Genomic DNA, 19,919 nt, shown 5'->3' on the forward strand with positions numbered 1-19,919 from the left:
GATCAGGCTCCTTCCTTGTGCTCGGGCTCGTGCCCGACCTCGGTCTCCACTTCGATGACGATCGGCGCAATGCCCACCGGCTCGTCGTCGCGCTCCTGGTGCGATGGGTTGTCGACCTCGACGGGCACGGCCGGTGCCTCGGTCTCGACGACGATCGGAGCGATGCGCTGCTTCGACTGCTTCTGCTTGCGTGCCACGGCCGCCCAGCCGTTCGCGCGGACCAGCCATGCCGCCCACGCGACGCCGCCGACCACCTGGAACGCGACGTATCGCGCCGCGAGGAGGGCACCGCCCTCCAATCCCGTCGTCGACAAGACGAGCCACGCCACTGCGCCGAGCACGGCAGCGATGAGCAGGTACGGACCGGGCATCATGCGGCTCCACTTGCGGACCATCACCCACCAGGTGCCGTACGCAGCCCGGCTGATGATCAGCGCTGGTCCCGCGAGCACCGCGACGACCATGACGCAGATGAGGGCCAGCAACGCCCAGCCCGCCGTGTTCGCTGCGCCCTCCTCACGGAAGATCGCCCGGTAGAGGAGTGGTCTGGTCGTGACCTCGGCGAAACCGGCGTCACCGGCACCTGCCTCGTAGCGGTCGTTCCGCCGGGCGACGACGGCGAGCTTCTCGCCACGACGTCGAGCGCCCGGGCGATGCCCGGCACGGGCGAGCACCCAGGCCGCCCGCTCCCGCTCCCAGCGGTGCTCACTCATCGGTCTGGCTGTCCTCGGGGACGTAGCGCACGCCGTCGACGATGCACACGCTCTTGTCCGTGGCCTGGCCGGTCTGAGAGTCCATCTGACAGACGCGTCCGCCGTCGGAGCTGATGCCTGCCGTGTAGCCGAGGAAGAAGGTGCCGCCAAGCAGCACCAGGACGGTGATCAGACCAAGGACGTACTTACCCACGGGGTCCTCCTTCGATCGAAGCTCGTGCCTATCACGATAGCATGTGCTACAAAGCTACGGAAGGAGGAGACGGCCTTGGAAGTACGCTTGGGCATAACACTCGATCTTGTGCTATTGAGCTACCAGGAGGCCCGTGACATGACAGCGACGAGGCTCGCCATCTCCCTGACCGACGACCAGGCCCAGCGGCTGCGTGTCGCCGCTGCCGAGACGAACATCCCGCACGGCGTACTCGGCAGAGCACTGCTGGTCTACGGCCTGGGCAAACTCGGCAACGAGGAGCTGGAAGCCGTCATCGAGCGGGAGACCGCCAGCTTCCGCGAGAGCAGATCCAAGGGCGGCAAGACCGCGACAGCCAACCGGTGGCACAACAAGGACGAACCGCACCAGAAGGAGTAGCCGTGGCTCTGTTCAGCAGCACCGCGTACATCCCGCCGCCGACCCCGTTCGGCGGCTTCATCGACGGCAAGCCCGCCGAGACCGCGCCGCACCTGCTCGTCTCAGGGCCTTCCGGTGTCGGCAAGTCCAGGCGCGTCCTCGGTCCGGGCATCCTCATGTGGCAGGGACCGGTCGTCGCCGTCTCCTCGAAGCCCGACCTCATCGACCTCTGCCTGGAGCAGCGTCACGAGTGGGCCGGTGGTCGACACACGTACGTCCTGGACCTCTCGGGCGAGGTGCCCGACGATGTCCTGCCACCCGGCGTCGAGAAGGTCGTCGTCGACCCGACCGCGCTCATCCGCACCGACGACGACGCGATGGACCTCGCGAGCATCCTCATGCAGTCCGGTGCCGCCGGAGCCGGTGGCGGAAACAACAAGGGCGGCGGCAGCGGTGATCCGTTCTGGGAGAACGTCTCCCTCGCCCCGCTGGCGGCGCTGCTGCGAGCGACCGGCCAGCGCGGCATCAGCTGGACCCGGGCCGCCGTTGGCCGCCTGAGCCCCGACGACGAAGACGACACCGAGCAGCCGAGCTGGATCAACGCGATCGGCATTCTGGAGGAACTGTCACCAATGCTCGAATCCCAGCTGCGGAGCGCGGCGCTCCTCGATGCGAAGATGCGCGACTCGATCATGGTGACCATGAAGTCCGCCGTCGCCCCGTGGCTGCGCTCCACCGTCGCCGGTGACGGCACGTCGCGGGCCTTTACACCGGACATGCTGGCCCACCCGAAGGCAACGCTGTTCATGGTGGCCCCGGCGACCGGCGTCGCGGCCGGTGCCGCCGTCTCGGCGGTCGACTTCATCTCCAAGCGGTGGCGCGCCAACCAGACCGAGAAAACCAGGCTGCCCAGGCTGCTCATGGTCGTCGACGAGCTGTGCAACACGATGCCCTGGCCGAAGCTGCCGACCGTCGTCACCGAGTCCCGCGCGATGGGCATCCACCTGCTCTGCGCGGTGCAGGCCACGTCGCAGTTCGCCAAGCGTTACGGCAAGGAGGGCATGGACGAGCTGCGCGAGGTGTTCCCCGCAGTCCTGTGCCTCGTCGGCGCACCCGAGAAGGACATGCTCGAACGAGCAGCGTGGTGGTACGGGCAGAGCGAACGCCACAAGACCACGACCGACCACCTCGGGCGACAGTCCCAACAGTCCGAGAAGGCCGACACCCTGCACGCCACCGACCTGCTGCCGAAGTCGATGGACGAGGGCCGGCTCCTGCGCGGCAAGCGCCCCGGCGCGGCCGCGGGCACCTTCTCCGACGCTGGTTTGCTGGTGAATCTCGTCGACATCTCCCAACTCAGGTTCAAGGCTCGACCCAAGGCAGCCTGAGCCCAAAACGAAGACCCTCGGCGAAGGGGGCCGCTAGGTTCACGCTCGTGGGTAGCTCAGGCGTGCAACTTTGCCGCATCGACAAGCTGCTGACGGAACAGGGAGGCGTCGAAGACGCTGTCCTCATTCTGTATGCCGATTCCAGCGTCACATAGGAATGTCGTCAATTGATTCCCGTCCATCGACAGCATGCCGGACCGTTCGAGCAGTGCCTTCGCTCCGACGCTAAAACCGCCAGTTGTAAAGATCAGGATGAGGGACGCATCGAAGGGGCGCAAGCGGAGGCCTGGCCATTCTTGAAGCGCGCCGCCAGTACGAGCCAGTTCAGCGGTTCCAACCATCTCCCGGACCACTGCCGGTGCCAAGTTTGAAGTGGGGTAGTGCTTCGCCTGTCCGATCAGCCAGACTTTCGCACGGTCATCAAGTCCTCCGTATGGGAACGGAGAGTCAAGCCTTCCTCTTAGCTCTAGCCTGCCGTGGAAGTCGATCCCTCCATCGTTGCTCTGTCTCGTGGTTCGAGGGTCCTGGCAGCCAAGCAACCTCAGAACTGTGGCACACGCGAACTCGAAGTCACGATACGTAAGCCCTAGTAAGGCTGCTTTCGCCTCGTTGGCGAAAGCCCTCCGGGAGCGCGCCGTTCTGTCCTCGGCCGGAAGTCCCGGATCATCGAAGGATGCCCCCCGGACCCACTCTTTACCAGAGCCGAAGAGCTCGATGTTCCACGTGGTGCCGTTCTGAATCGCAGCATTCCGCATCGTGTCCAGTCTGTCCTGAACTTCGGGCACAAGCGCTTCGACAAGCTCTAGCGCATGGTTGATGCTGTCGCCATGACCGTCCGCCTGTGCCAACTCTGCCAAGCAACGGTGCAAATCTTGAGGAGGTGCACCGGGGGTCAGATGTTCGACGAGCAGTCGCGTGAGATCTTCCGCCCCGATAGCCATCAGTCGGAGACCGCGTCCTCATCCGTTCTTCTTGCAGCGCTCACTGCCCGAAGCACGGAGCTGGACTTTTCCTTCAGTGATGTCAAGATTTGCACACCGTCATCATCAAGGTTCTCCATCGTTTCCAGGCTCATGTCGCGGAGAGAGGCGAGGGCGGCTTTGGCGTTCGGCAACCACTTCGTCGCTTTCGCTTCTGACTTAACGATCGCTATCGCATCGGCCAAACTTTGGTCGTCATCCTGCATTGCGGACAGAGCATCCGGGTTCTCGATGATGAGTTTCAGGTCTCGGATGTCACCGTATCCAGTAATCTTCTTCGGCGTGTCCGCATTGCCGGTCAGCCAGAGATACAGTTGCTCTCGGTTGTTGGCTTCCGTCAGCTCGTATTTAGAGTTATCCCATCCCAGCCAATCGCGTAGCTTGGGTTGCCCCACCACTTCATGGAAGATTGCATACAAGTCGGGAGTGACAAGCTCGCCGTACTCCGGATCATTGGCCATCTGAGTCAGAGCCGAGAAGGCGCGATGCCTGCGATTTACTTCTTGGACAGTCAGCCCAAGCCTGGAGGCGACCTGCCGAGCGTCGATGCCGCTATCTTCCATGAGTTCATAAACCAGCAGAGCGCTTTGGTACCCGCCCCACTCTTTCGGACCACCAACGTGCCTGATACCCATAATCGCGAGAAGGTCGTCGTCGGATGCGTCCGAAGCAAGAAGAACAGGCACCGCATCGAACACATCAGACACCGAGGACTTCAATGCAGCGCCGCTTGTGTGCTCTTTCTTGAGCAACTTCAAGGCCGCCGTACGACGGTTTCCCTCTACTACTACGTAGTGGCTCGACCCGGTGGCACTGTCACCTGATTTGCCTGCTTCGGAACTCGATTCGATTTTCAGAGGACGAACGACGATGCGCTCCACTGGAACGAAGCCGTTCTCAGCAATAGAACGCTTCACTTCAGTGACGCCATCGCTCACGATCCGCTCAAGCGCGGCATCCTGGACAGACTTCTCGGCGAAACGAGATTCAGCGACCTCGATGGCTGTTCCTGGACCTCGGAACCGAAAGTTATTTGGGTCGAGAAGAATGTCGTCGAGAGCAACCGTGTCAGGCGAGTAGGTGACCATCTACTCATTCTACGCAGCAGAAGACCTCCGGGAGCCTCGGCTCCGGGGGTCTTCTCTTGCGTGGGATCAGCGCCTCAGGGACGCATCGCGCTCGCGCTCCTGCTGCTTACGGGCCTCGATCACCCGCTCGCGCTCGGACTGCCGCTGCTGCTTGCTGCGGGCGTCCTTCTCGGCCTGAACCTTCGCCTGCTGCTGGCCCTGGGCAGGACCGCGCTGCTGCTCGGCCGCCCGCTGGTGCTGCGACCGGGCACGCGCCTGCGCCTGCCTGCGCTGACGCTGCGCCTCGGCGTACTCGGCGCTGCCCCTCGCCTCGGGACCGTAGCGGCGCTCGACGGCCTTGTCGCCGCCCTTCGCCAGCTCCTGGCGCATGGACTTGACCAGCTCCTGGTCGGGCTTCTTCTGCTCGTTGCTCATGATCGTTCCTCTCTTCGTCGACTAGGGCGTGTCTCCCAAACGGTGGCGGTGGTGTGGTCCAGGCTGGGGTGCGTGTCGAGGATGTCGGTGCTCAGTGATGCGCAGTGGGCTCGGATCGAGTCGTTGATGCCGTCGTCGGACGGGCAGCGTGGTCGTCCGTTTCGTGATCACCGGCAGGTGGTCGAGGCGATCATCTATCGGTATCGGTGCGGGATCGCGTGGCGTGATCTGCCCGAGGGGTTCGGGCCGTGGCAGACGGTGTGGAAGCGGCATCGGCGGTTCAGCGCCGACGGGACGTGGGACCGGATCCACGCGCGGCTGCTGGCCGAGGCCGACGCCGAGGGTGGGATCGACTGGTCGGTGAGCGTGGACTCCACGATCAACCGGGCCCATCAGCACGCCACGAACCTTCCCCGCGCCACCACCGTCGACGTGGAGGTTGCCGCAAGCCCCGGCGGGAACACAGGGGGCTGAACCGAATGACAAGAATCGCGGCGGCCGTGGGACGAAACCGCTGAAACCGGTCGCACCGTTGCTGGCAGACGGGCTGCGCCTGGAGCCGTCGGATCATGCGATCGGCCGTTCTCGCGGTGGGTTGTCGACCAAGATCCATCAGCTGGTCGACGGGACCGGGTTGCCGCTGGTCGTGATCGTCGGTGCCGGTCAGTCCGGTGACAGCCCGGTCTTCGCCCATCTGCTGGCCGGGCTGTCAGTGCCGCGGGTCGGCCCGGGCCGTCCCCGCAGCCGACCCGTGGCGGTGCTGGGCGACAAGGCCTACTCCAGTCGCGCGAACCGGGCGATGCTGCGCCGTCGCGGGATCCGTGCGGTGATCGCCGAACCCTCCGACCAGGCCGGCCACCGCCGACGCCGCGGATCAGCCGGCGGCCGCCCACCAGCCTTCGACACCGACGCCTACAAAGGCCGCAACGTCGTCGAGCGCTCCTTCAACAACGTCAAGCAGTGGCGTGGCCTGGCCACCCGCTACGACAAGCTCGCCATCGTCTACCGAGGCGCAGCAGTCCTCCGCGCGATCGTCCTCTGGCTACGCCAATAGGGAGACACGCCCTAGCTGCCGACCCGGTCATACGACCGGATCGAGATCCCCTGGGCGATCAGGTTGTGGCTCATCTGCTCCTCGTGCTCGTCGCACACGAACGAGCTGAACCACTGGGTGATCAGCTCCCACGTGGCCCTGGAGCTGCACCACTCGCACTTATGCATCGGCATCACCCCCTCTCCGCGTATCGACCCGTGCCGCCCAGCGCCGCGTAGAGCGTCGACCGGCTCACACCCAGGTCGCGGGCGACGACCGACTTCGCGACCCCGCCCCGGATCCGCTCACGAGCGGAGGCGGTCTGCTCAGCCGACAACTTCGGGCCCCGCACATACACGCCCTTGCGCTTGGCGATCGCGATGCCCTCCGCCTGGCGCTCCCGGATGGTGGCCCGTTCCAGCTCGGCGACGGCTGCGAGGATCGTCAGCATGAACTCGCCTTGGGGCGTGTCCGTGTTCAGCGCCGGGTTGTCGACGAACTCGACGGCGACGCCCTTCGCGGCGAGGCCCCGGACGATCGAGAGCAGATCCGTCGTCGAGCGGGCAAGCCGGTCCGGCGACTTCACCCGCACCTTGTCGCCCTGACGCACGTACGCGAGCAACTCCTGGAGCTGCTCGCGGTCGGCGGTGTTCTTGCCCGAGACCTTCTCGGAGAACAACCGGTCGACCTCACCGACTGCTTCGAGCTGCCGGGCCTCGTTCTGATCGGCGGCGCTCACGCGCACGTAGCCGACCACCTGACCCGTGGTGTTCGATGACATCTAGACCCTCCTACGAATGTGTTCGATGAGTTGCAGATGGACCTCGTTCGACGACGAAGTCGGCACGCTCCGAGTTGTCCGACGGGGTAGACCCTGATCGACATCGAGCTTCTTCCGGCCTCGAACCCGACGTGCAGAGCCTGATATCGCTCATGCGACACCTCCCGGAGGGAGCATCAACGGCACGTCAGGGCTGCGCTCCGCAAGTCCACTCAGAAGCTCGGCGACCGCACTTTCGGCATCGTGCTCCGCCGACGTCTCGGCACCGTAGGTCAGCTCGCGCAAGCCGACGCCAACGTGGTACGAGTTGCTGTACATGCCGCTGGTGTGTGCGGCGATCGGGACGCTGCACGGGTGCCACTCGTAGGGCTCGATCTTCCCGATGTGCTGCACGAGGTAGCGGTTGATGTCGACCTGGCGGAAGACCTTCACCACAGACGCCAGGCGTCGCATGAACTGGTCGAGCGCCTCGTCCACGTTGCCCTTCTGGCGTGCGTAGTAGAAGAACTCGACCGGTTCAATCGTGGCTGTGATGACGATGAGGCGCGGAGCCACCTCACTCTTGTTCTTGTAGCGCGCCCGGGCAGGTGATGCGTTGTACGGATCGAGCAGCAGCAGCCAATCGTTCGCATCCATCGCCGAGGCTCGCGAGTCATCGAAAAACAGGATCTCTTCGCCGTTCGAGTCGTCGAGCGGGTTCCCTGTGGCGGCCCGGTAGACCTGCCACCGCTCTCCATGAGCGTTCGCCGCCTCGATGACGGTGGCAATGTAGTCATTCGCGAACCGGGTCTTGCCGCCGCCCGACTGGCCGTGGATGTACACCACCTGAGTACTGAAGTCACCTGCACGAAGTTTCGCTGCCGCCCGGTACGCGCGACGCTGACCGTAAGCCGATAAGGCATCGTCGATCTCACGCTGATGTCGCGAGTACACGGCGAACAACTCATCGGTGAGCATGATCTGCTCGCGGGTGACCTCACCTTGGAGCACCATCTCCCGGAGCGACTCGAACTCCAGCTTCGCCCGCTTCGCCTTCACGTGCGCGCGACCCTTCAACCACCCTGAGTGTCGTTCCCGATAGACGCGCATGTAGTCCAGGCCGCGTACCGAGGCGACCTGCTTCGGTGAATACTGGAACTTGTCGGCGTACTTCACATGGACCAGGTAGGCCAGGCCATTGTCGTGCTGTTGAGTGATCTTCCGACCACCGACCTCCACTGGAGCACCACCGCGTGACCTGTCGAGTTCGAGGTACTGCACCTCGACGCCCAAGATCGCGGCCAACTTCTCGATCGCCGCCGAGGTATCGCGACTCTTGAACTTCAGCAACAGGTGCAGATGGAGGAACTTCGGCAGCTCGACCGTCGACGCCGCCGCATCGTCCCAACACTGCTGCGTGTCATCACCGTGCAGGATTCCCTGCGCGTCTTCGACTATGCGACCATCTGCTTCCAACAACTTGACCAGATACTCGCTGATCTCATGGGCGGCCTCTCGCAGAGCGTCGATCCGCTGGGGATCGTCCTTCGGCCGACAATTCGCTGCGTGCGCCTGCTCCAGCAGACCGACGAACGCAGGATCAGTCGAGTGCTGCCAGCACTCCGGCTTGATCTGCTGCACCAGCATGACCAGGGTCGGGTTCGCTGCCTTACGCGCCACGGCAACCACCTCCGACGCGGAGAGCAACGGTGCGCATCGACGTGCCGATGTACCCCCGATGTACCCCCCGATGTACCTCGTCGTGTAAGTGGGAACGAGCAGTGAACCGCCAGAAGGACGTCGGCTGAAAAACGAGCGGAATCCCGACGATTCCTGGGTGGCGCGGCGAATCTACAAGCCCTTCGCCGCGCCCGTAAGGACGACTAAGATTCCCGCAACTCATGAGGGAGTCAGCGGGTACGTCCGGGACGGCAACCGGGAGGTTCCCGCGCTGGGAGGCGTCGCCCCCGCGGGTTGGGGCAGCGCTCAGGGAGCGGACGGTGATCATCGGTCACCACTCGCGGTGGCGATGCGATTGGCCATGCGAAACGCAGTCAGGTCCTCAACGAGGTAGGCGACGCGACGGCCGTGGAACTGGACGTACGCGGGGCCCTGCCCGAGACTGCGCCAATTGGCCAAGGTCTTGACCGAGACGCCGAGGAAGGTCGCGGCGTCGGCGGGCGCGAGAGCGTCCTCCGGCGTACGGGACTCATGGATGGGTGCGGACACGAGAACTCCTCGCGATCAGTTACTGATCGGGGGTTCCGGGGTCCCGCTTCCCGGCGGCCTTGCGGCTAGTGACGCTTCGCCTGCCGTCACTGTTGAGTCGAGTCTTCGTCCAGCGGATCTCTGGCGATGCCAAAAACTGACCTGGCCCCAGCTTCACCGCCTCATGGCCCCCACCGGCGCGACCCCCAGGTCTGACGCCGACGTGCCATCTATCCGTCGAACCAGCTTCCCGGATCGACTTCTCGGCCTCGATCCTATATACCAATGTGAACCCGTGCAAGCCCGAGCGTTCTCGCATGACCCTTGGGTTCAGGAGACCCCGACCCAACGAAGACCGCCCGCTACGAAAGGAACCACATGGCGAGAGCAGCAACGACGAAGCTGGAACCGGGCCAGCACAGCATCGACCGGGCGCATCCCTTTGAGTACCGGGATGGATGGGCCCTGAAGTGGAGCATCCGGCTGGAGAATGGAAGGCTCATCCGCAAGCTCACGCAGGCTCAGACGAAGGGCAAAGTGAGGGCCCGGGCAAAGGTCACCGCCGCTGAACTGCTGGCAGCCCCCGGTGGCGGGCGATGGAAGGGCACCAGCGACACGCTCGCCTACATGGACGCCGTCACCCTGCCGATGATCGAAGGGGAGCGACTTGCGGGCTCTACGACGCGGCGCTACAAGCTCGCCTACGAGCTGCTGCGGGGGTCGTGCAATGTCGAGAAGTGCAAGCACTCGCACTCACTCAAGGGTCTGTCCCTGCGAGACGCCATGCGCCCGCGGGCACTGACCGACTGCCTGGAAGAGATCGCGAAGCTGCACGGCGCGGTCAACGCGAAGCATGCCAAGACCGTGGCGAAGAAGTACCTTGCGACCCCGCTCAAGGTAGACGAGGTAATCGAGCACAATCCGCTGACCGACCTTGACGTCGATCTGAGCAAGGCAAAGAAGCCCAGGTATTCGAGGGGCGGGCGAGCGCTCACACTCCCCGAGTACCAGCGCGTGATCGCATGGCTTCTCGACGCTGATCCCGACGACGTGGAGAAGCCCAAGCGCGGGCGCTGGAGCCGGGAGACGCGGATCATCGAGCGCAAGGCGTGCCTCGACATCATCCTCGCGCAAGCGACCACCGGGCTCCGCACATCGGAGCTGTGCCTACGGCCCACGTCGGACTGTGGCCTGGACGACGACGGCACGTTCATCGTGTCGCTCAGCCCCGAGGTAACAAAGACGCGGGCAGGACGCGTGGTGCCCGTACTCGCACCCGAGATCAGCACCCGTCTGGCGGAGCGGCTCAACACCGGATCGCCATGGCTGTTCCCGTCGCCGTCGGACTCGTCAAAACTCTGGGACCCGCGTAACCGCGACAGAAAGCTCGCCCTTGTGTACAAGGAGATCGCCGAGCAGTGCGACGTCGAGATGTTCCAGGAAGAGCGCGGTCACTCTTGGCGGACGACGAACAACACGTTGCTGTACGACGTGCTTCCCGAAGCGACCAGGACGAGGCTTTTCGGACACACGGCGGCCGTCAACCGGCAGCACTACACAGCCGTGACCAGCACCGAGGCCGTCGTCTCGGCAGCGGCCGTACTCCGCCAGAAGTGACCGCAGACGTGACCGCAAGAACTGGGGTCTAGCGGTCACCTGCGGGATCTTGCGGGGACTTGTCACAACCGCGAGAGCCCGCACCAGCAGGCGTAGCAGGTACTTTCCCGCGCGATCCAAAGAGTTCATGCCAAGAGTCAAGGGGTCGCAGGTTCAAATCCTGTCAGCCCGACCGGCGGACGTCTCGGACGTCACACGACACCCGGATCTGCGACGTGCAGGTCCGGGTGTTGCTGTGTCTGAGGGTGTTTGACGCCGCCGCCGCCCGCCCTCTCCGCTGGGCTACTTGTTCGTAGCTGCCAGAACAGGTCGCCCAGTGCAGAGGGGCCTGACCCCGGTTCTTGGACACGCTGAATCCAGCACGTGGTGCTGGGGAAGCGAGATGATCCGAGAATCATGGCTAGGAAGAACTATTCCGAGGAGTTCCGTCGTCAGGCCGTCGACTTGTACGAGTCCACCCCGGGTGCCACGGTCCGCGGCATCGCCGAGGACCTCGGCATCGTGCGTGGCACGCTGCGGGGTTGGCTCGAGGTCTACGGGACCGGCAAGAAGACCGCTGCTGACGGGACGTTGACCTCCAGCCCACTGCAGTCCAGGCCGTCGAGGAAGAACTCCTCGGCGCCCGAAGGTGAGACGCCGGAGCAGAAGATCGACCGACTGGAGGCCGAGAACGCGGCGCTGCGGGCCGAGACCACCAAGCTCACCACCGAGCGGGAGATCCTGCAGCGGGCGGCCAAGTATTTCGCCGGGGAGACGCGCTGGTGAGTCGCTTCCAGTTCGTCGCCGACAACTCCGCCACCTTCGAGGTGAAGCGACTGTGCGAGCTCGTCGAGATCGAGCGCTCCTCCTACTACGCCTGGCTCAAGGCAGCCCCGGCACGCGAAGAGCGAGCTCGGGCCGATGCCGAGCTCGCGGAGCGGATCAGGGCCGTCCACGCCGAGGACAACACTTGCGGTGCGCCGCGGGTCACCGCCGAGCTCAACGACAACACCCCTGCCGGTGAGCGGGTCAACCACAAGCGCGTCGCGCGGGTGATGCGGGCCGAGGGCATCCGTGGCTATGTGAAGAGGCGGCGGGTGCGGACCACGATCCCCGAGCCGTCGGGGCAGAAGTACCCCGACCTGCTCCAGCGCGACTTCACCGCCGAGCGCCCCAACCGGCGCTACGTCGGCGACATCACCTACCTCCCGCTCGCGGACGGGACGAATCTGTACCTGGCGACCGTGATCGACTGCTACTCCCGACGGCTCGCCGGCTGGGCGATCGCCGACCACATGCGCACCGAACTCGTCGAGGAAGCGTTGAACGTCGCGGCCGCGACCCGAGACAGCCTCAAGGGCGCGATCTTCCACAGCGACCACGGGTCGGTCTACTGCTCCAAGGCCTACGCCCAGCTCTGCAAGAAGTTCGGCGTCACCCAGTCGATGGGCGCCGTCGGCTCGTCGGCCGACAACGCACTCGCGGAGTCGTTCAACGCCACGATGAAGCGCGAGGTCCTCCAAGACACCGCCTGCTGGCCCGACGAGCTGACCTGCCGCCGGCAGGTCTTCAGATGGCTCGTCCGCTACAACACCCGCCGCCGTCACAGCTGGTGCGGCTACCTCTCCCCGTCCACCTACGAGGCCCGCCGGGCCGCTACGCTGCCAACCGCCGCGTAATCACACCCCGTGTCCAAGATCCGGGGGTAAGGCCCAGATCCGGCGGGTTCCCGGCCGGCCCCCCACCTTGTTGCGGCTCAGGTGCGGCGGAGCTGCTGGGCGTAGACGTCGAGCACCTCGATGATGCCGGGGTGCTGCCAGATGCGATTGCGCTGCTTGCCGGTCCGCTCCTCGAGCACACCGGCGTCGGTGAGCTGGGCCAGGGCGCGCTGGGCGGCCATCTGATTGAGCCCCAGGGCGCTGGTCAGCAGGTTGGCGTTGACCACGGGGTGGCCGACCAGGTGTGGGACGACGCGCCACGCTGCTGCCTGGGGGCGCAGGCCGGTGAGCCTCTGGCGGGCCTCGACCACCTGGGCGGCCAGGTCGTCGACGAGGCGGGCGCCAGAGGAGGCGGCGAAGCGGGAGGCGTCGGCAAAACGCTCGACGATGGGTCGGGCGTCGCCGACGCGGTAGGCACTCAGGGCCTCGAAGTAGCCGTCGGTGTTCTTGAGCAGGCCGGCCGAGACGGGTGCGGTGGTCGAGAGCAGCACGCCCTTGGCGCGCAGCAGTGCGTGCACGATGGCGCGGCCGGTGCGCCCGTTGCCGTCGGCGAAGGGGTGGATGGTCTCGAACTGGGCGTGCGCGACGGCGACCTGCACGAGCACGGGCAGGTCGTCGCGGCGCATGAACCGCATCAGGTCGGCCATGGCGGTGGGCACGTGCTCGGGCTGCGGCGCGACGTAGGAGGCGCCGCGCGGGGTGATGTTGCTGGTGCCGACCCACACGAGCCCGTCGCGGTAGCGCCCCGCGTGCTGCTCCCAGCCGGGCTGGGCGCGCAGCAGCTCGGCCTGCATCGTCAGCACGGCGCGCTCGTCCAGCTGGTCGGCGAGCTCCAGCGCCGCCTCCATGGCGCGCACGTTGGCGACGACGGCCTGGGCGTTGCCAGACGTGGACTGGTCGATCTCGGCCAGGGCGAGCTGGCGGGCGCCGACGGTGAGGTTTTCGATCTGCGAGGAGGAGGTGGACTCGGTGCGCAGCAGGATCGACGACATCGGGCCGAGGGTGGGGGAGTCGGCCCCGAGCACGGAGCGGGCGTAGGCGTCGAAGCGCGACAGGTCGGCGATCGCTTCCTCGGCATCGGCGGCGAGGTCGGTTGGCAGGGAGGGGACGTACTCAGCGATGGCCGGCACGACGGCCGAGCGGTAGGCACCGGAGGCGGCGGCGATCTTGGCGCGCGAGGACATGCCGAGTGAAGTCCAGCAGAGTGGTGTACGACGGACCCGAGTGAGCGCGTGCCTCCGACGTAGGCGCGGCCACCGGGTGGATCCTTCGAGTGATCTGCGAAAACCGACTCGAAGAAGGAACCACAACGATGACCGCTGTACCCAGTATCGACCCTGCCCGCTTCCTCGACGAGCAGCTGTCCCAGGCGAGCCCTGATCTGATGCGGGAGCTGCTCACCACGTTCGTCAACGCACTGCTCTCCGCCCAGGCCGACGCGGTGTGCGGCGCCGGCTACAACGAGCGGAGCCCGGAGCGGGTCAACTCCCGCAACGGCTACCGCCACCGCGACCTCGACACCCGGGTCGGGACTCTCGACGTCGCAGTGCCCAAGCTCCGCCAGTCAAGCCTGTATCCGGAGTGGCTGCTCGAACGCAGGAAGCGTGCCGAACGAGCACTGACCAGTGTGGTGGCGACCTGCTACCTGCTCGGGGTCTCGACCCGGCGGATGGACAAGCTGGTGGCGACCCTCGGCATCACCGGGTTGTCGAAGTCCCAGGTCTCGGTGATGGCCAAGGAGCTCGACGAGCAGGTCGAGCAGTTCCGTACCCGTCGGCTCGAAGAGGCCGGGCCGTTCACGTTCGTCGCCGCCGACGCGCTCGTGCTCAAGGTCCGCGAAGGTGGGCGGGTGGTGCCGGTGCACGTGCTGGTAGCCACCGGCGTGAACGCTGGTGGGCACCGCGAGATCCTTGGCGTGCAGGTCACCACCAGCGAGGACGGCGCCGGCTGGCTCGCGTTCTTCCGCGACCTCACAGCCCGCGGCCTGGCCGGCGTCAAGCTCGTCACGTCCGACGCGCACGCCGGGCTCGTGAGCGCGATCGCCGCGACCATCCCGGGCGCTGCCTGGCAGCGCTGCCGCACCCACTACGCAGCGAACCTGATGTCCGCGACCCCAAAGTCGTCCTGGCCATGGGTCAAGGCGTTGCTGCACTCGATCTACGACCAGCCCGACGCCGACGCCGTCCACGCCCAGTTCGACCGTGTCGTCGACGCCCTGGCCGAGAAGCTTCCCGACGTCGCCGAACATCTCGAGGACGCTCGTGCCGACATCCTCGCGTTCACGCCGTTCCCAAAGGAGGTCTGGCGTCAGATCTGGTCGAACAACCCCAACGAACGGCTCAACCGCGAGATCCGCCGACGCACCGACGTGGTCGGGATCTTCCCCGACCGCGCATCCATCATCCGGCTCGTCGGCGCCGTCCTGGCCGAGCAGCACGACGAGTGGGCCGAAGGCCGCCGCTACCTCGGGCTCGACGTCCTCGCCCGCGCCCAAGCCATCGACACCGATCACGCCGAGGAGGTGAGCACCGACCTCGAACTTCAGGCCCTCACGGACTGACCGACACGCCCAACCGAGGGATCAACCTCGTACACCACCCCAGCGGACTTGACCGACATGCCGTCGCTCGCGGCGACCCAGGTGTGGTCCTCGTGCTCGAGGGCGGGGACCGGAAGTGTGACCACGTAACCATGTTAATAACACTTTCGCGGATAATGTTAGTAGTGCGCTCCGGAAGGTCACGCAATCCGTCGCAGGACAGCTCGCCCATCGCAGATCACGCGGGTCTCGACCCACGCCGCTGCTTGATGGTGTTCCCTGCGCCCGCGTCCGCGAAGAATTGATCGGTTCGACGTCGATCCAAGGCCCGGGCAGCGTCGGCTCGTCCGGGCCACGGCGAGCCGATGCCCAGGGCGCCCCCGTCGGCTCTACGCTGCGGCATGGAGTAGCGCTTCAGGCCAGACGTCCGTACCGCAGGGGGGCGTCGTCGGCTAGGCGCATCGAGGCGGGGGTGGCGTCGTGATTGAACGTAGGCTCGTAAGAGGCACGGTGGGGGCGTTGCTGCTGGGGGCGCTGCTCGCTCGGGTCGTCCTCGTCTACACCTCGCCGGGGCACGGCTACGACCAGCTCACGTTCTGGCGATGGGCGGGAGCACTGGCGCACCACAGCATCGGTGAGTTCTACTCGATCGTGCCGGACGCCGACCACCTGCCCGGGGATCTCTACGTCCACGCGGCTCTCGCTCGGGTGGCTGACGCTAGCCAAGGGCTCCAGGACCAGAAGCGATACGTGCTGCTGGTGAAGTGGTGCGCCCTGACGTTCGACGTGGTGCTGGCGGCGCTGACCTACCACCTGGTCCGTCGGGGGGGGCGACGGATGGCGACCACTCAGCAGTCTGGGCAGGCGTGCTCGTCCTCTCCGCGCCCGGTCTGATCTTGACGAGCACGCATTGGGGCCAGTGGGATTCGCTCTCGGCGGCGCTGCTCGTCGGCTCGTTGCTCTGCCTGACCCGTGAGCGTGGGTGGGCCTGGGCCGGGGGTGGTGCGCTGGCCGCCTGGGCGGTGCTGATCAAGCCGCAGCTGGCCATCTTCGTCGCCGGCTTCCTCGTGGGGCTGGCGATGCAGTGCCGCTGGGACAGTCGCCAGATTCGCTGTGCTGTCGCCGGTGTCGGTGGAGGCGTGGTCACCGCCCAGCTGATCCTGCTGCCGTTCGGCATGTCGGCGCTCTCGCCGGCACCGCACTCGCTCGTCGAGCGTCTTCGCATCGCGGCCGATCTCTACGCCGCGACCACCCTGGGCGCGCCCAACCTCTGGATGTTCTTCGCGCGACGAGTCTGGGTGTCGGACAGCACGGTCTACCTCGGTCTGCAGGCGCGGACGCTGGGCCACCTGGCCACGCTGGCCGCAATCGTGGTCTCGACCGTCGTGGCCCATCGATACCGGGAGCGACTCGGCGCCGAGCTGGCCCTGTGGTTGGGCTGCTTCTGGTTCTTCAGCTTCATCATGCTGCAGACCCGGGTGCACGAGCGCTACGGACTGCCGCTCGTAGCACTCCTCGCGGCTCTCGCGTTTCGCCGCCCCGTGGGTGAGCGGGCGCCCTGGCTATGGGTATTCGGCGCCTACACGCTCGGCTTCAGCTTGGCGATCGAGGCCTCGCTGGCGTTCGGGGTCCCCGGCTCCCTGCGCCTGCCCATCATCCTGACCGGGACCGTGCTGTGCGTGCTCGTGTGGTGCGGGCTGCTCGCGCTCCCGGTGTGGACGCGGTCGACTGCCACGGTCGACCCCGGTGCAGCGCTCGGGCCGCAGGAGCGTCAGCCCGCCGTCTCGGCCGGTCCGGTGTCCTGACCACGCTGCAGCCTCGAAAGGGTCGCCGGCGCCGACCACACACCCCTCACCCGTCGGCGCCCACCGACCGCTCGTCCGCCTCGTGCCCGGGGATCAGGTGGGCGGCGTCGTGCAGCCGCAGCGGCGTCAGGGTGCCCGGGCTCTCGGCGGACTCCACCTTCAGGGGCAGGCAGACGTGGTCGCCGCCGACGTCGAGCAGGGCGCTGCGCCGCCCGACCAGGCGGTGGGGGAGCGCAGCGAGCAGCGGGAGGCCGCCGGGCCCCTCGGTCACCTCGAGCCCGGCGAACTTGTCGACGTCCTCACCTGACGTGGTGCCGAAGCGCTCGGCGAGCGGCAGGTCGCCAGCGCCGAGGAAGTGCACGCCGAGGTGGGTGGCGCCGAGGGCGACGCGATAGGTGTGGTTGGCCTTGGAGAGCCACACGGCGTAGTGCTTAGGCTCGATGCTCGCCTGGCCGTGGAAGCCGACCAGGCAGCCGGCTCGCGCGCCCCCGGCGACGGTGGTCACGACGATCAGCGGTGGGTCGGCCGAGCTCATCAGCAGGTCGGAGGGGTCCTCGCTCATGACTCACTCCTGCCTCGAGGCCTCGTAGCGCAGGAACAGGGTGCCGCTGTCCTCGAGCACGTGGCACAGCCGGTAGTGGCTCAGCTCGCCGCCCGTGGGTGTCACCGCCACCGGGAGCGCGTCACCACCCATCAGGGGAGCGATCGTCAGGCACAGCTCGTCGAGGTGCCCTGTGCTGGCCAGCTGACCGAGCCAGGTGGGGCCGCCCTCGCAGAGGATCACGCGATGCCCGAGGGCGGCGAGGGCGCGGACCGCGAGCGCGGGGTCTACCCCGTCCTCGCCTGCGACGACGACGTCTGCGACCTCGCGAGCCGCACGCAGACGCTCGGGATCCGTTGCGGCACAAGTGATCACGAGGGTCCGGGCGTGCGCAGGAGCGTCGCCGAACGCGGCGCTGGACCAGTCGATGTCGAGCGACCGACTCACGATTGCGAGCGGCGGCGTGGGCGGCATCCCGAGGGCCACGCGCGCGGCCTGCGCGTCCTGGTCGAGCGACAGCGGACCGTAGCCCTCGCGCCGGATCGTCTCCGCCCCGACGAGGACGACGTCCGCGAGCTGACGCATCCGGCGGAAGAGCACCTGGTCCGGTGCGGTCGACAGGGCCCCGACGCGACCGTGGATCGCCGCCGTGCCGTCGATGCCGGCCACCATGTGGCCCAGCACCCAGGCCTCGGCCCGTGGGTGGGACCGGTCCACCCGCAGGTAGACCTCGAGCGGGTCGTCGAGCGTCGGGCCGGGTCTGAGCTCGTGCATCCCGGGCGTCGCTGCTGGGTCAGGACTCACGCCGGCGCTCCCTTCCTGGTGGTCGCCACCCATTGTGCTCGCGCGAGCTCGGCGCCGCCCTCACAGCCAGCCCCGATGGCGCGCGAGGTGGGCGGCCTCGGTCTTGTTGCGCGTGCCCGTCTTGCCGATCGCGCTCGACAGGTAGTTGCGCACCGTGCTGCGGGACAGGTAGAGCCGGTCGGCGATGTCCGCGATGGTGGCTCCGTCCTCGGCCGCGGCGAGCACCGCACGCTCTCGCTCGGTCAACGGGCACACGGCATCGCGTAGAGCCGTGCGCGCGAGTTCGGGGTCTACGACGGTCTCACCCGCGGCGACGCGTCGGACCGCGTCGGTGAGGTTCTCCACCGGGCCGTCCTTGGCCACGAAGCCGCGCGCGCCGGCGACCATCGCGCGTTGGACGTAGCCAGGCCGGGCGAAGGTGGTCACGACGATGACCCGGCAGCTGGGCAGCAGCCGGGACAGCTCGGCAGCGGCGTCGATGCCACTGCGGTGCGGCAGCTCGATGTCGACCAGGGCGATGTCGGGGCAGGTGCGCAACGCCTCCGCCACGACCTGGTCGCCGTCACCGACCTGGGCCACCACCTCGAGGTCGGGCTCGAGCTCCAGCAGCACGCAGAGGGCCTCGCGCATCATGACCTGGTCCTCGGCGATCAGGATGCGGATCATCGGGGCGGCTCCTTGGTCGGGACCCAGGCTGTCAGCGTGAAGCCCTCGCTGCCCGGCGTGACGGTGAGCCCACCGCCGACGGCCTCAAGTCGCTGGCGCAGGCCGACCAGGCCGCCATGTCCACCGGGTGGACGTGAGGCGCCACCGCGACCGCCGGTGCCGTCGTCGGCGACGGTCAGCCGACAGCGGTCGCCGCTCGTGGTCAGCTCGACGCGGCAGCGGCGAGCGACGGAGTGGCGGAGCAGGTTGGTGACGGCCTCCCGCAAGGCCCAGGCCAGCGGCTCGTCCGCCACCTGGGGTGGGTCGACGACGTCGGGCAGCACCACCTCGATGCCGGCGGAGCTCAGCGCCTCGTCGGCGGCGGCGAGCTCGTCGCGCAGTGTGGGAGCACTGGTGTTGTGGATGGTGTCGCGGACCTGGTTGAGCGCGGTGCGCCCGATCGACTCGATGTCCTGGGCGTGCCGCGTGGCCGCGTCGGGATCGGCACGCACGAGGCGGCGCACGGCCACCGCCTTCACGACCATCACCGAGAGCGTGTGGCCGAGGACGTCGTGCAGGTCACGGGCCACCCGGTCGCGCTCCTGCTCGACGGCGAGGTCGGCGAGCTGCAGCCGGGTCCGGCGCAGCGCCTCGGTCGTCGCGACCAGCCGGCCGATGACGGCGGCCGTGGTCCCGGCGAGCGCGACCACGAACGCCTGTGTCAGCACGGCCTCGGTGGCCGCACCGAGATGGGCCGTCGTCGCTCCGGCGAGCAGGGCGCACAGGGGGACGACGACGAGTGCGACACGCGGGCGGAGGGCTACGCCTGCCGTCATGGCCGCGAGCAGCCAGGCCGGAGCCCACGACGACCACTGGGTCGAGCCGAGTGTCACGACGGCGACGAGCACGGTGCACGCGAGCGCGGTGCGGGCTCGTGGGGAGGGCCAGCTGTCGAGGACGGACACCGCGCACGCGGCGGCCGCGAGCGCTACGAGCAGCACGCTGACCAACAGATCAGGGCCCTGGCCGCGGTCCAGCAGGGGCTGGGCGAGCAGGACCGGTGTCCAGACCAACACCGCGGCGCTGCGTTGGACCGACGCGCTGCCCATCCTCATG

At 67.2% G+C, this 19,919-nt stretch carries 22 protein-coding genes; 8 read left to right on the top strand and 14 right to left on the bottom strand.

The window, feature by feature from the left end:
* Positions 1–2: 2 nt before the first annotated feature.
* Together MM440_RS14680 and MM440_RS14685 are read right to left on the bottom strand one after the other, a co-directional pair.
* Positions 3–713, bottom strand: a complete 711-nt coding sequence (locus MM440_RS14680; RefSeq protein WP_241445220.1) for a hypothetical protein — start codon at positions 711–713, stop codon at positions 3–5.
* Positions 706–906, bottom strand: coding sequence for a hypothetical protein (locus MM440_RS14685; protein WP_241445222.1), 201 nt, complete (start codon positions 904–906; stop codon positions 706–708). Before MM440_RS14685 ends, MM440_RS14680 begins: the two co-directional genes overlap by 8 nt.
* A 138-nt stretch (positions 907–1,044) precedes the next feature.
* Between MM440_RS14685 and MM440_RS14690 the strand changes: the two genes are divergently transcribed.
* Entirely contained in the window at positions 1,045–1,305 is a 261-nt protein-coding gene (locus MM440_RS14690) for a hypothetical protein (RefSeq protein WP_241445224.1), read from the top strand.
* Between the two features lie 2 nt (positions 1,306–1,307).
* Positions 1,308–2,672, top strand: a complete 1,365-nt coding sequence (locus tag MM440_RS14695; RefSeq protein ID WP_241445227.1) for a type IV secretory system conjugative DNA transfer family protein — start codon at positions 1,308–1,310, stop codon at positions 2,670–2,672.
* 56 nt (positions 2,673–2,728) lie between these two features.
* On the opposite strand, the gene MM440_RS14700 is transcribed toward MM440_RS14695, so the two are convergent.
* The 3 genes from MM440_RS14700 to MM440_RS14710 all read right to left on the bottom strand — a co-directional run bounded on the left by MM440_RS14700 (position 2,729) and on the right by MM440_RS14710 (position 5,154).
* On the bottom strand, positions 2,729–3,613 hold the full coding sequence (locus MM440_RS14700) for a restriction endonuclease (protein ID WP_241445229.1): 885 nt from the start codon (positions 3,611–3,613) through the stop codon (positions 2,729–2,731).
* A complete protein-coding gene (locus MM440_RS14705) occupies positions 3,613–4,740 on the bottom strand; it encodes a ParB/Srx family N-terminal domain-containing protein (RefSeq protein WP_241445230.1) in 1,128 nt (375 codons plus the stop codon). Before MM440_RS14705 ends, MM440_RS14700 begins: the two co-directional genes overlap by 1 nt.
* 66 nt (positions 4,741–4,806) lie before the next feature.
* A complete protein-coding gene (locus MM440_RS14710; RefSeq protein WP_241445416.1) occupies positions 4,807–5,154 on the bottom strand; it encodes a hypothetical protein in 348 nt (115 codons plus the stop codon).
* An 81-nt stretch (positions 5,155–5,235) separates the two neighbouring features.
* Between MM440_RS14710 and MM440_RS14715 the strand changes: the two genes are divergently transcribed.
* Positions 5,236–6,208 (top strand): IS5 family transposase gene (locus MM440_RS14715; protein ID WP_420914178.1). Its coding sequence is split into 2 segments (ribosomal slippage): positions 5,236–5,571 and positions 5,573–6,208, totalling 972 coding nucleotides; the frame shifts between segments, so codons are not numbered across the junction.
* An 11-nt stretch (positions 6,209–6,219) separates the two neighbouring features.
* On the opposite strand, the gene MM440_RS14720 is transcribed toward MM440_RS14715, so the two are convergent.
* The 4 genes from MM440_RS14720 to MM440_RS14735 form a co-directional block, all read right to left on the bottom strand.
* Positions 6,220–6,381 (bottom strand): hypothetical protein, encoded by a 162-nt coding sequence (locus tag MM440_RS14720; RefSeq protein ID WP_158222940.1) that lies wholly within the window; start codon positions 6,379–6,381, stop codon positions 6,220–6,222.
* Positions 6,381–6,944 carry a recombinase family protein gene (locus tag MM440_RS14725; protein ID WP_431308207.1) on the bottom strand — a complete coding sequence of 188 codons (564 nt, stop codon included), beginning with the start codon at positions 6,942–6,944 and terminating at the stop codon, positions 6,381–6,383. Before MM440_RS14725 ends, MM440_RS14720 begins: the two co-directional genes overlap by 1 nt.
* Before the next feature lie 174 nt (positions 6,945–7,118).
* On the bottom strand, positions 7,119–8,627 hold the full coding sequence (locus tag MM440_RS14730) for a P-loop NTPase family protein (protein ID WP_241445232.1): 1,509 nt from the start codon (positions 8,625–8,627) through the stop codon (positions 7,119–7,121).
* Between the two features lie 324 nt (positions 8,628–8,951).
* Positions 8,952–9,176 carry a helix-turn-helix transcriptional regulator gene (locus MM440_RS14735; protein WP_241445233.1) on the bottom strand — a complete coding sequence of 75 codons (225 nt, stop codon included), beginning with the start codon at positions 9,174–9,176 and terminating at the stop codon, positions 8,952–8,954.
* Between the two features lie 357 nt (positions 9,177–9,533).
* Between MM440_RS14735 and MM440_RS14740 the strand changes: the two genes are divergently transcribed.
* Both MM440_RS14740 and MM440_RS14745 read left to right on the top strand, forming a co-directional pair.
* The gene (locus MM440_RS14740; RefSeq protein WP_241445234.1) at positions 9,534–10,772 is read left to right on the top strand and encodes a site-specific integrase; all 1,239 of its coding nucleotides are present in this window, start codon (positions 9,534–9,536) and stop codon (positions 10,770–10,772) included.
* Positions 10,773–11,168: 396 nt separating this feature from the next.
* Positions 11,169–12,430, top strand: a protein-coding gene (locus tag MM440_RS14745; RefSeq protein WP_241441902.1) for an IS3-like element ISTesp3 family transposase whose coding sequence is annotated in 2 segments (ribosomal slippage) — positions 11,169–11,517 and positions 11,517–12,430 — 1,263 coding nt in all. Because the reading frame shifts where the segments join, the coding sequence is not laid out codon by codon here.
* Positions 12,431–12,507: 77 nt separating this feature from the next.
* On the opposite strand, the gene MM440_RS14750 is transcribed toward MM440_RS14745, so the two are convergent.
* Complete coding sequence (locus MM440_RS14750) at positions 12,508–13,653, bottom strand: Fic family protein (protein WP_241445235.1); 1,146 nt, start codon at positions 13,651–13,653, stop codon at positions 12,508–12,510.
* A gap of 128 nt (positions 13,654–13,781) precedes the next feature.
* Here MM440_RS14750 and MM440_RS14755 point away from each other — a divergent pair, with 128 nt between their 5' ends.
* The 3 genes from MM440_RS14755 (at position 13,782) to MM440_RS14765 (ending at position 16,813) form a co-directional block, all read left to right on the top strand.
* Positions 13,782–15,029 (top strand): IS256 family transposase, encoded by a 1,248-nt coding sequence (locus tag MM440_RS14755; RefSeq protein WP_241444400.1) that lies wholly within the window; start codon positions 13,782–13,784, stop codon positions 15,027–15,029.
* Between the two features lie 459 nt (positions 15,030–15,488).
* A complete protein-coding gene (locus tag MM440_RS14760) occupies positions 15,489–15,902 on the top strand; it encodes a hypothetical protein (protein ID WP_241445237.1) in 414 nt (137 codons plus the stop codon).
* Positions 15,875–16,813, top strand: a complete 939-nt coding sequence (locus MM440_RS14765) for a hypothetical protein (protein WP_241445239.1) — start codon at positions 15,875–15,877, stop codon at positions 16,811–16,813. The genes MM440_RS14760 and MM440_RS14765 overlap by 28 nt, the downstream gene beginning before the upstream one ends.
* Before the next feature lie 46 nt (positions 16,814–16,859).
* On the opposite strand, the gene MM440_RS14770 is transcribed toward MM440_RS14765, so the two are convergent.
* From MM440_RS14770 to MM440_RS14785, 4 genes are all read right to left on the bottom strand, one after another.
* On the bottom strand, positions 16,860–17,375 hold the full coding sequence (locus tag MM440_RS14770) for a flavin reductase family protein (RefSeq protein WP_241445240.1): 516 nt from the start codon (positions 17,373–17,375) through the stop codon (positions 16,860–16,862).
* Positions 17,376–17,378: 3 nt separating this feature from the next.
* Positions 17,379–18,128: a dihydrofolate reductase family protein gene (locus MM440_RS14775; RefSeq protein WP_241445241.1), complete on the bottom strand. Its 750-nt coding sequence runs from the start codon at positions 18,126–18,128 to the stop codon at positions 17,379–17,381.
* 90 nt (positions 18,129–18,218) lie between these two features.
* Entirely contained in the window at positions 18,219–18,824 is a 606-nt protein-coding gene (locus tag MM440_RS14780; protein WP_241445242.1) for a response regulator transcription factor, read from the bottom strand.
* Positions 18,821–19,918, bottom strand: coding sequence for a sensor histidine kinase (locus tag MM440_RS14785; protein ID WP_241445249.1), 1,098 nt, complete (start codon positions 19,916–19,918; stop codon positions 18,821–18,823). Before MM440_RS14785 ends, MM440_RS14780 begins: the two co-directional genes overlap by 4 nt.
* Position 19,919 lies beyond the last annotated feature (1 nt).

The organism is Arsenicicoccus piscis (assembly GCF_022568835.1).
GTDB classification, from domain to species: domain Bacteria; phylum Actinomycetota; class Actinomycetes; order Actinomycetales; family Dermatophilaceae; genus Arsenicicoccus; species Arsenicicoccus piscis.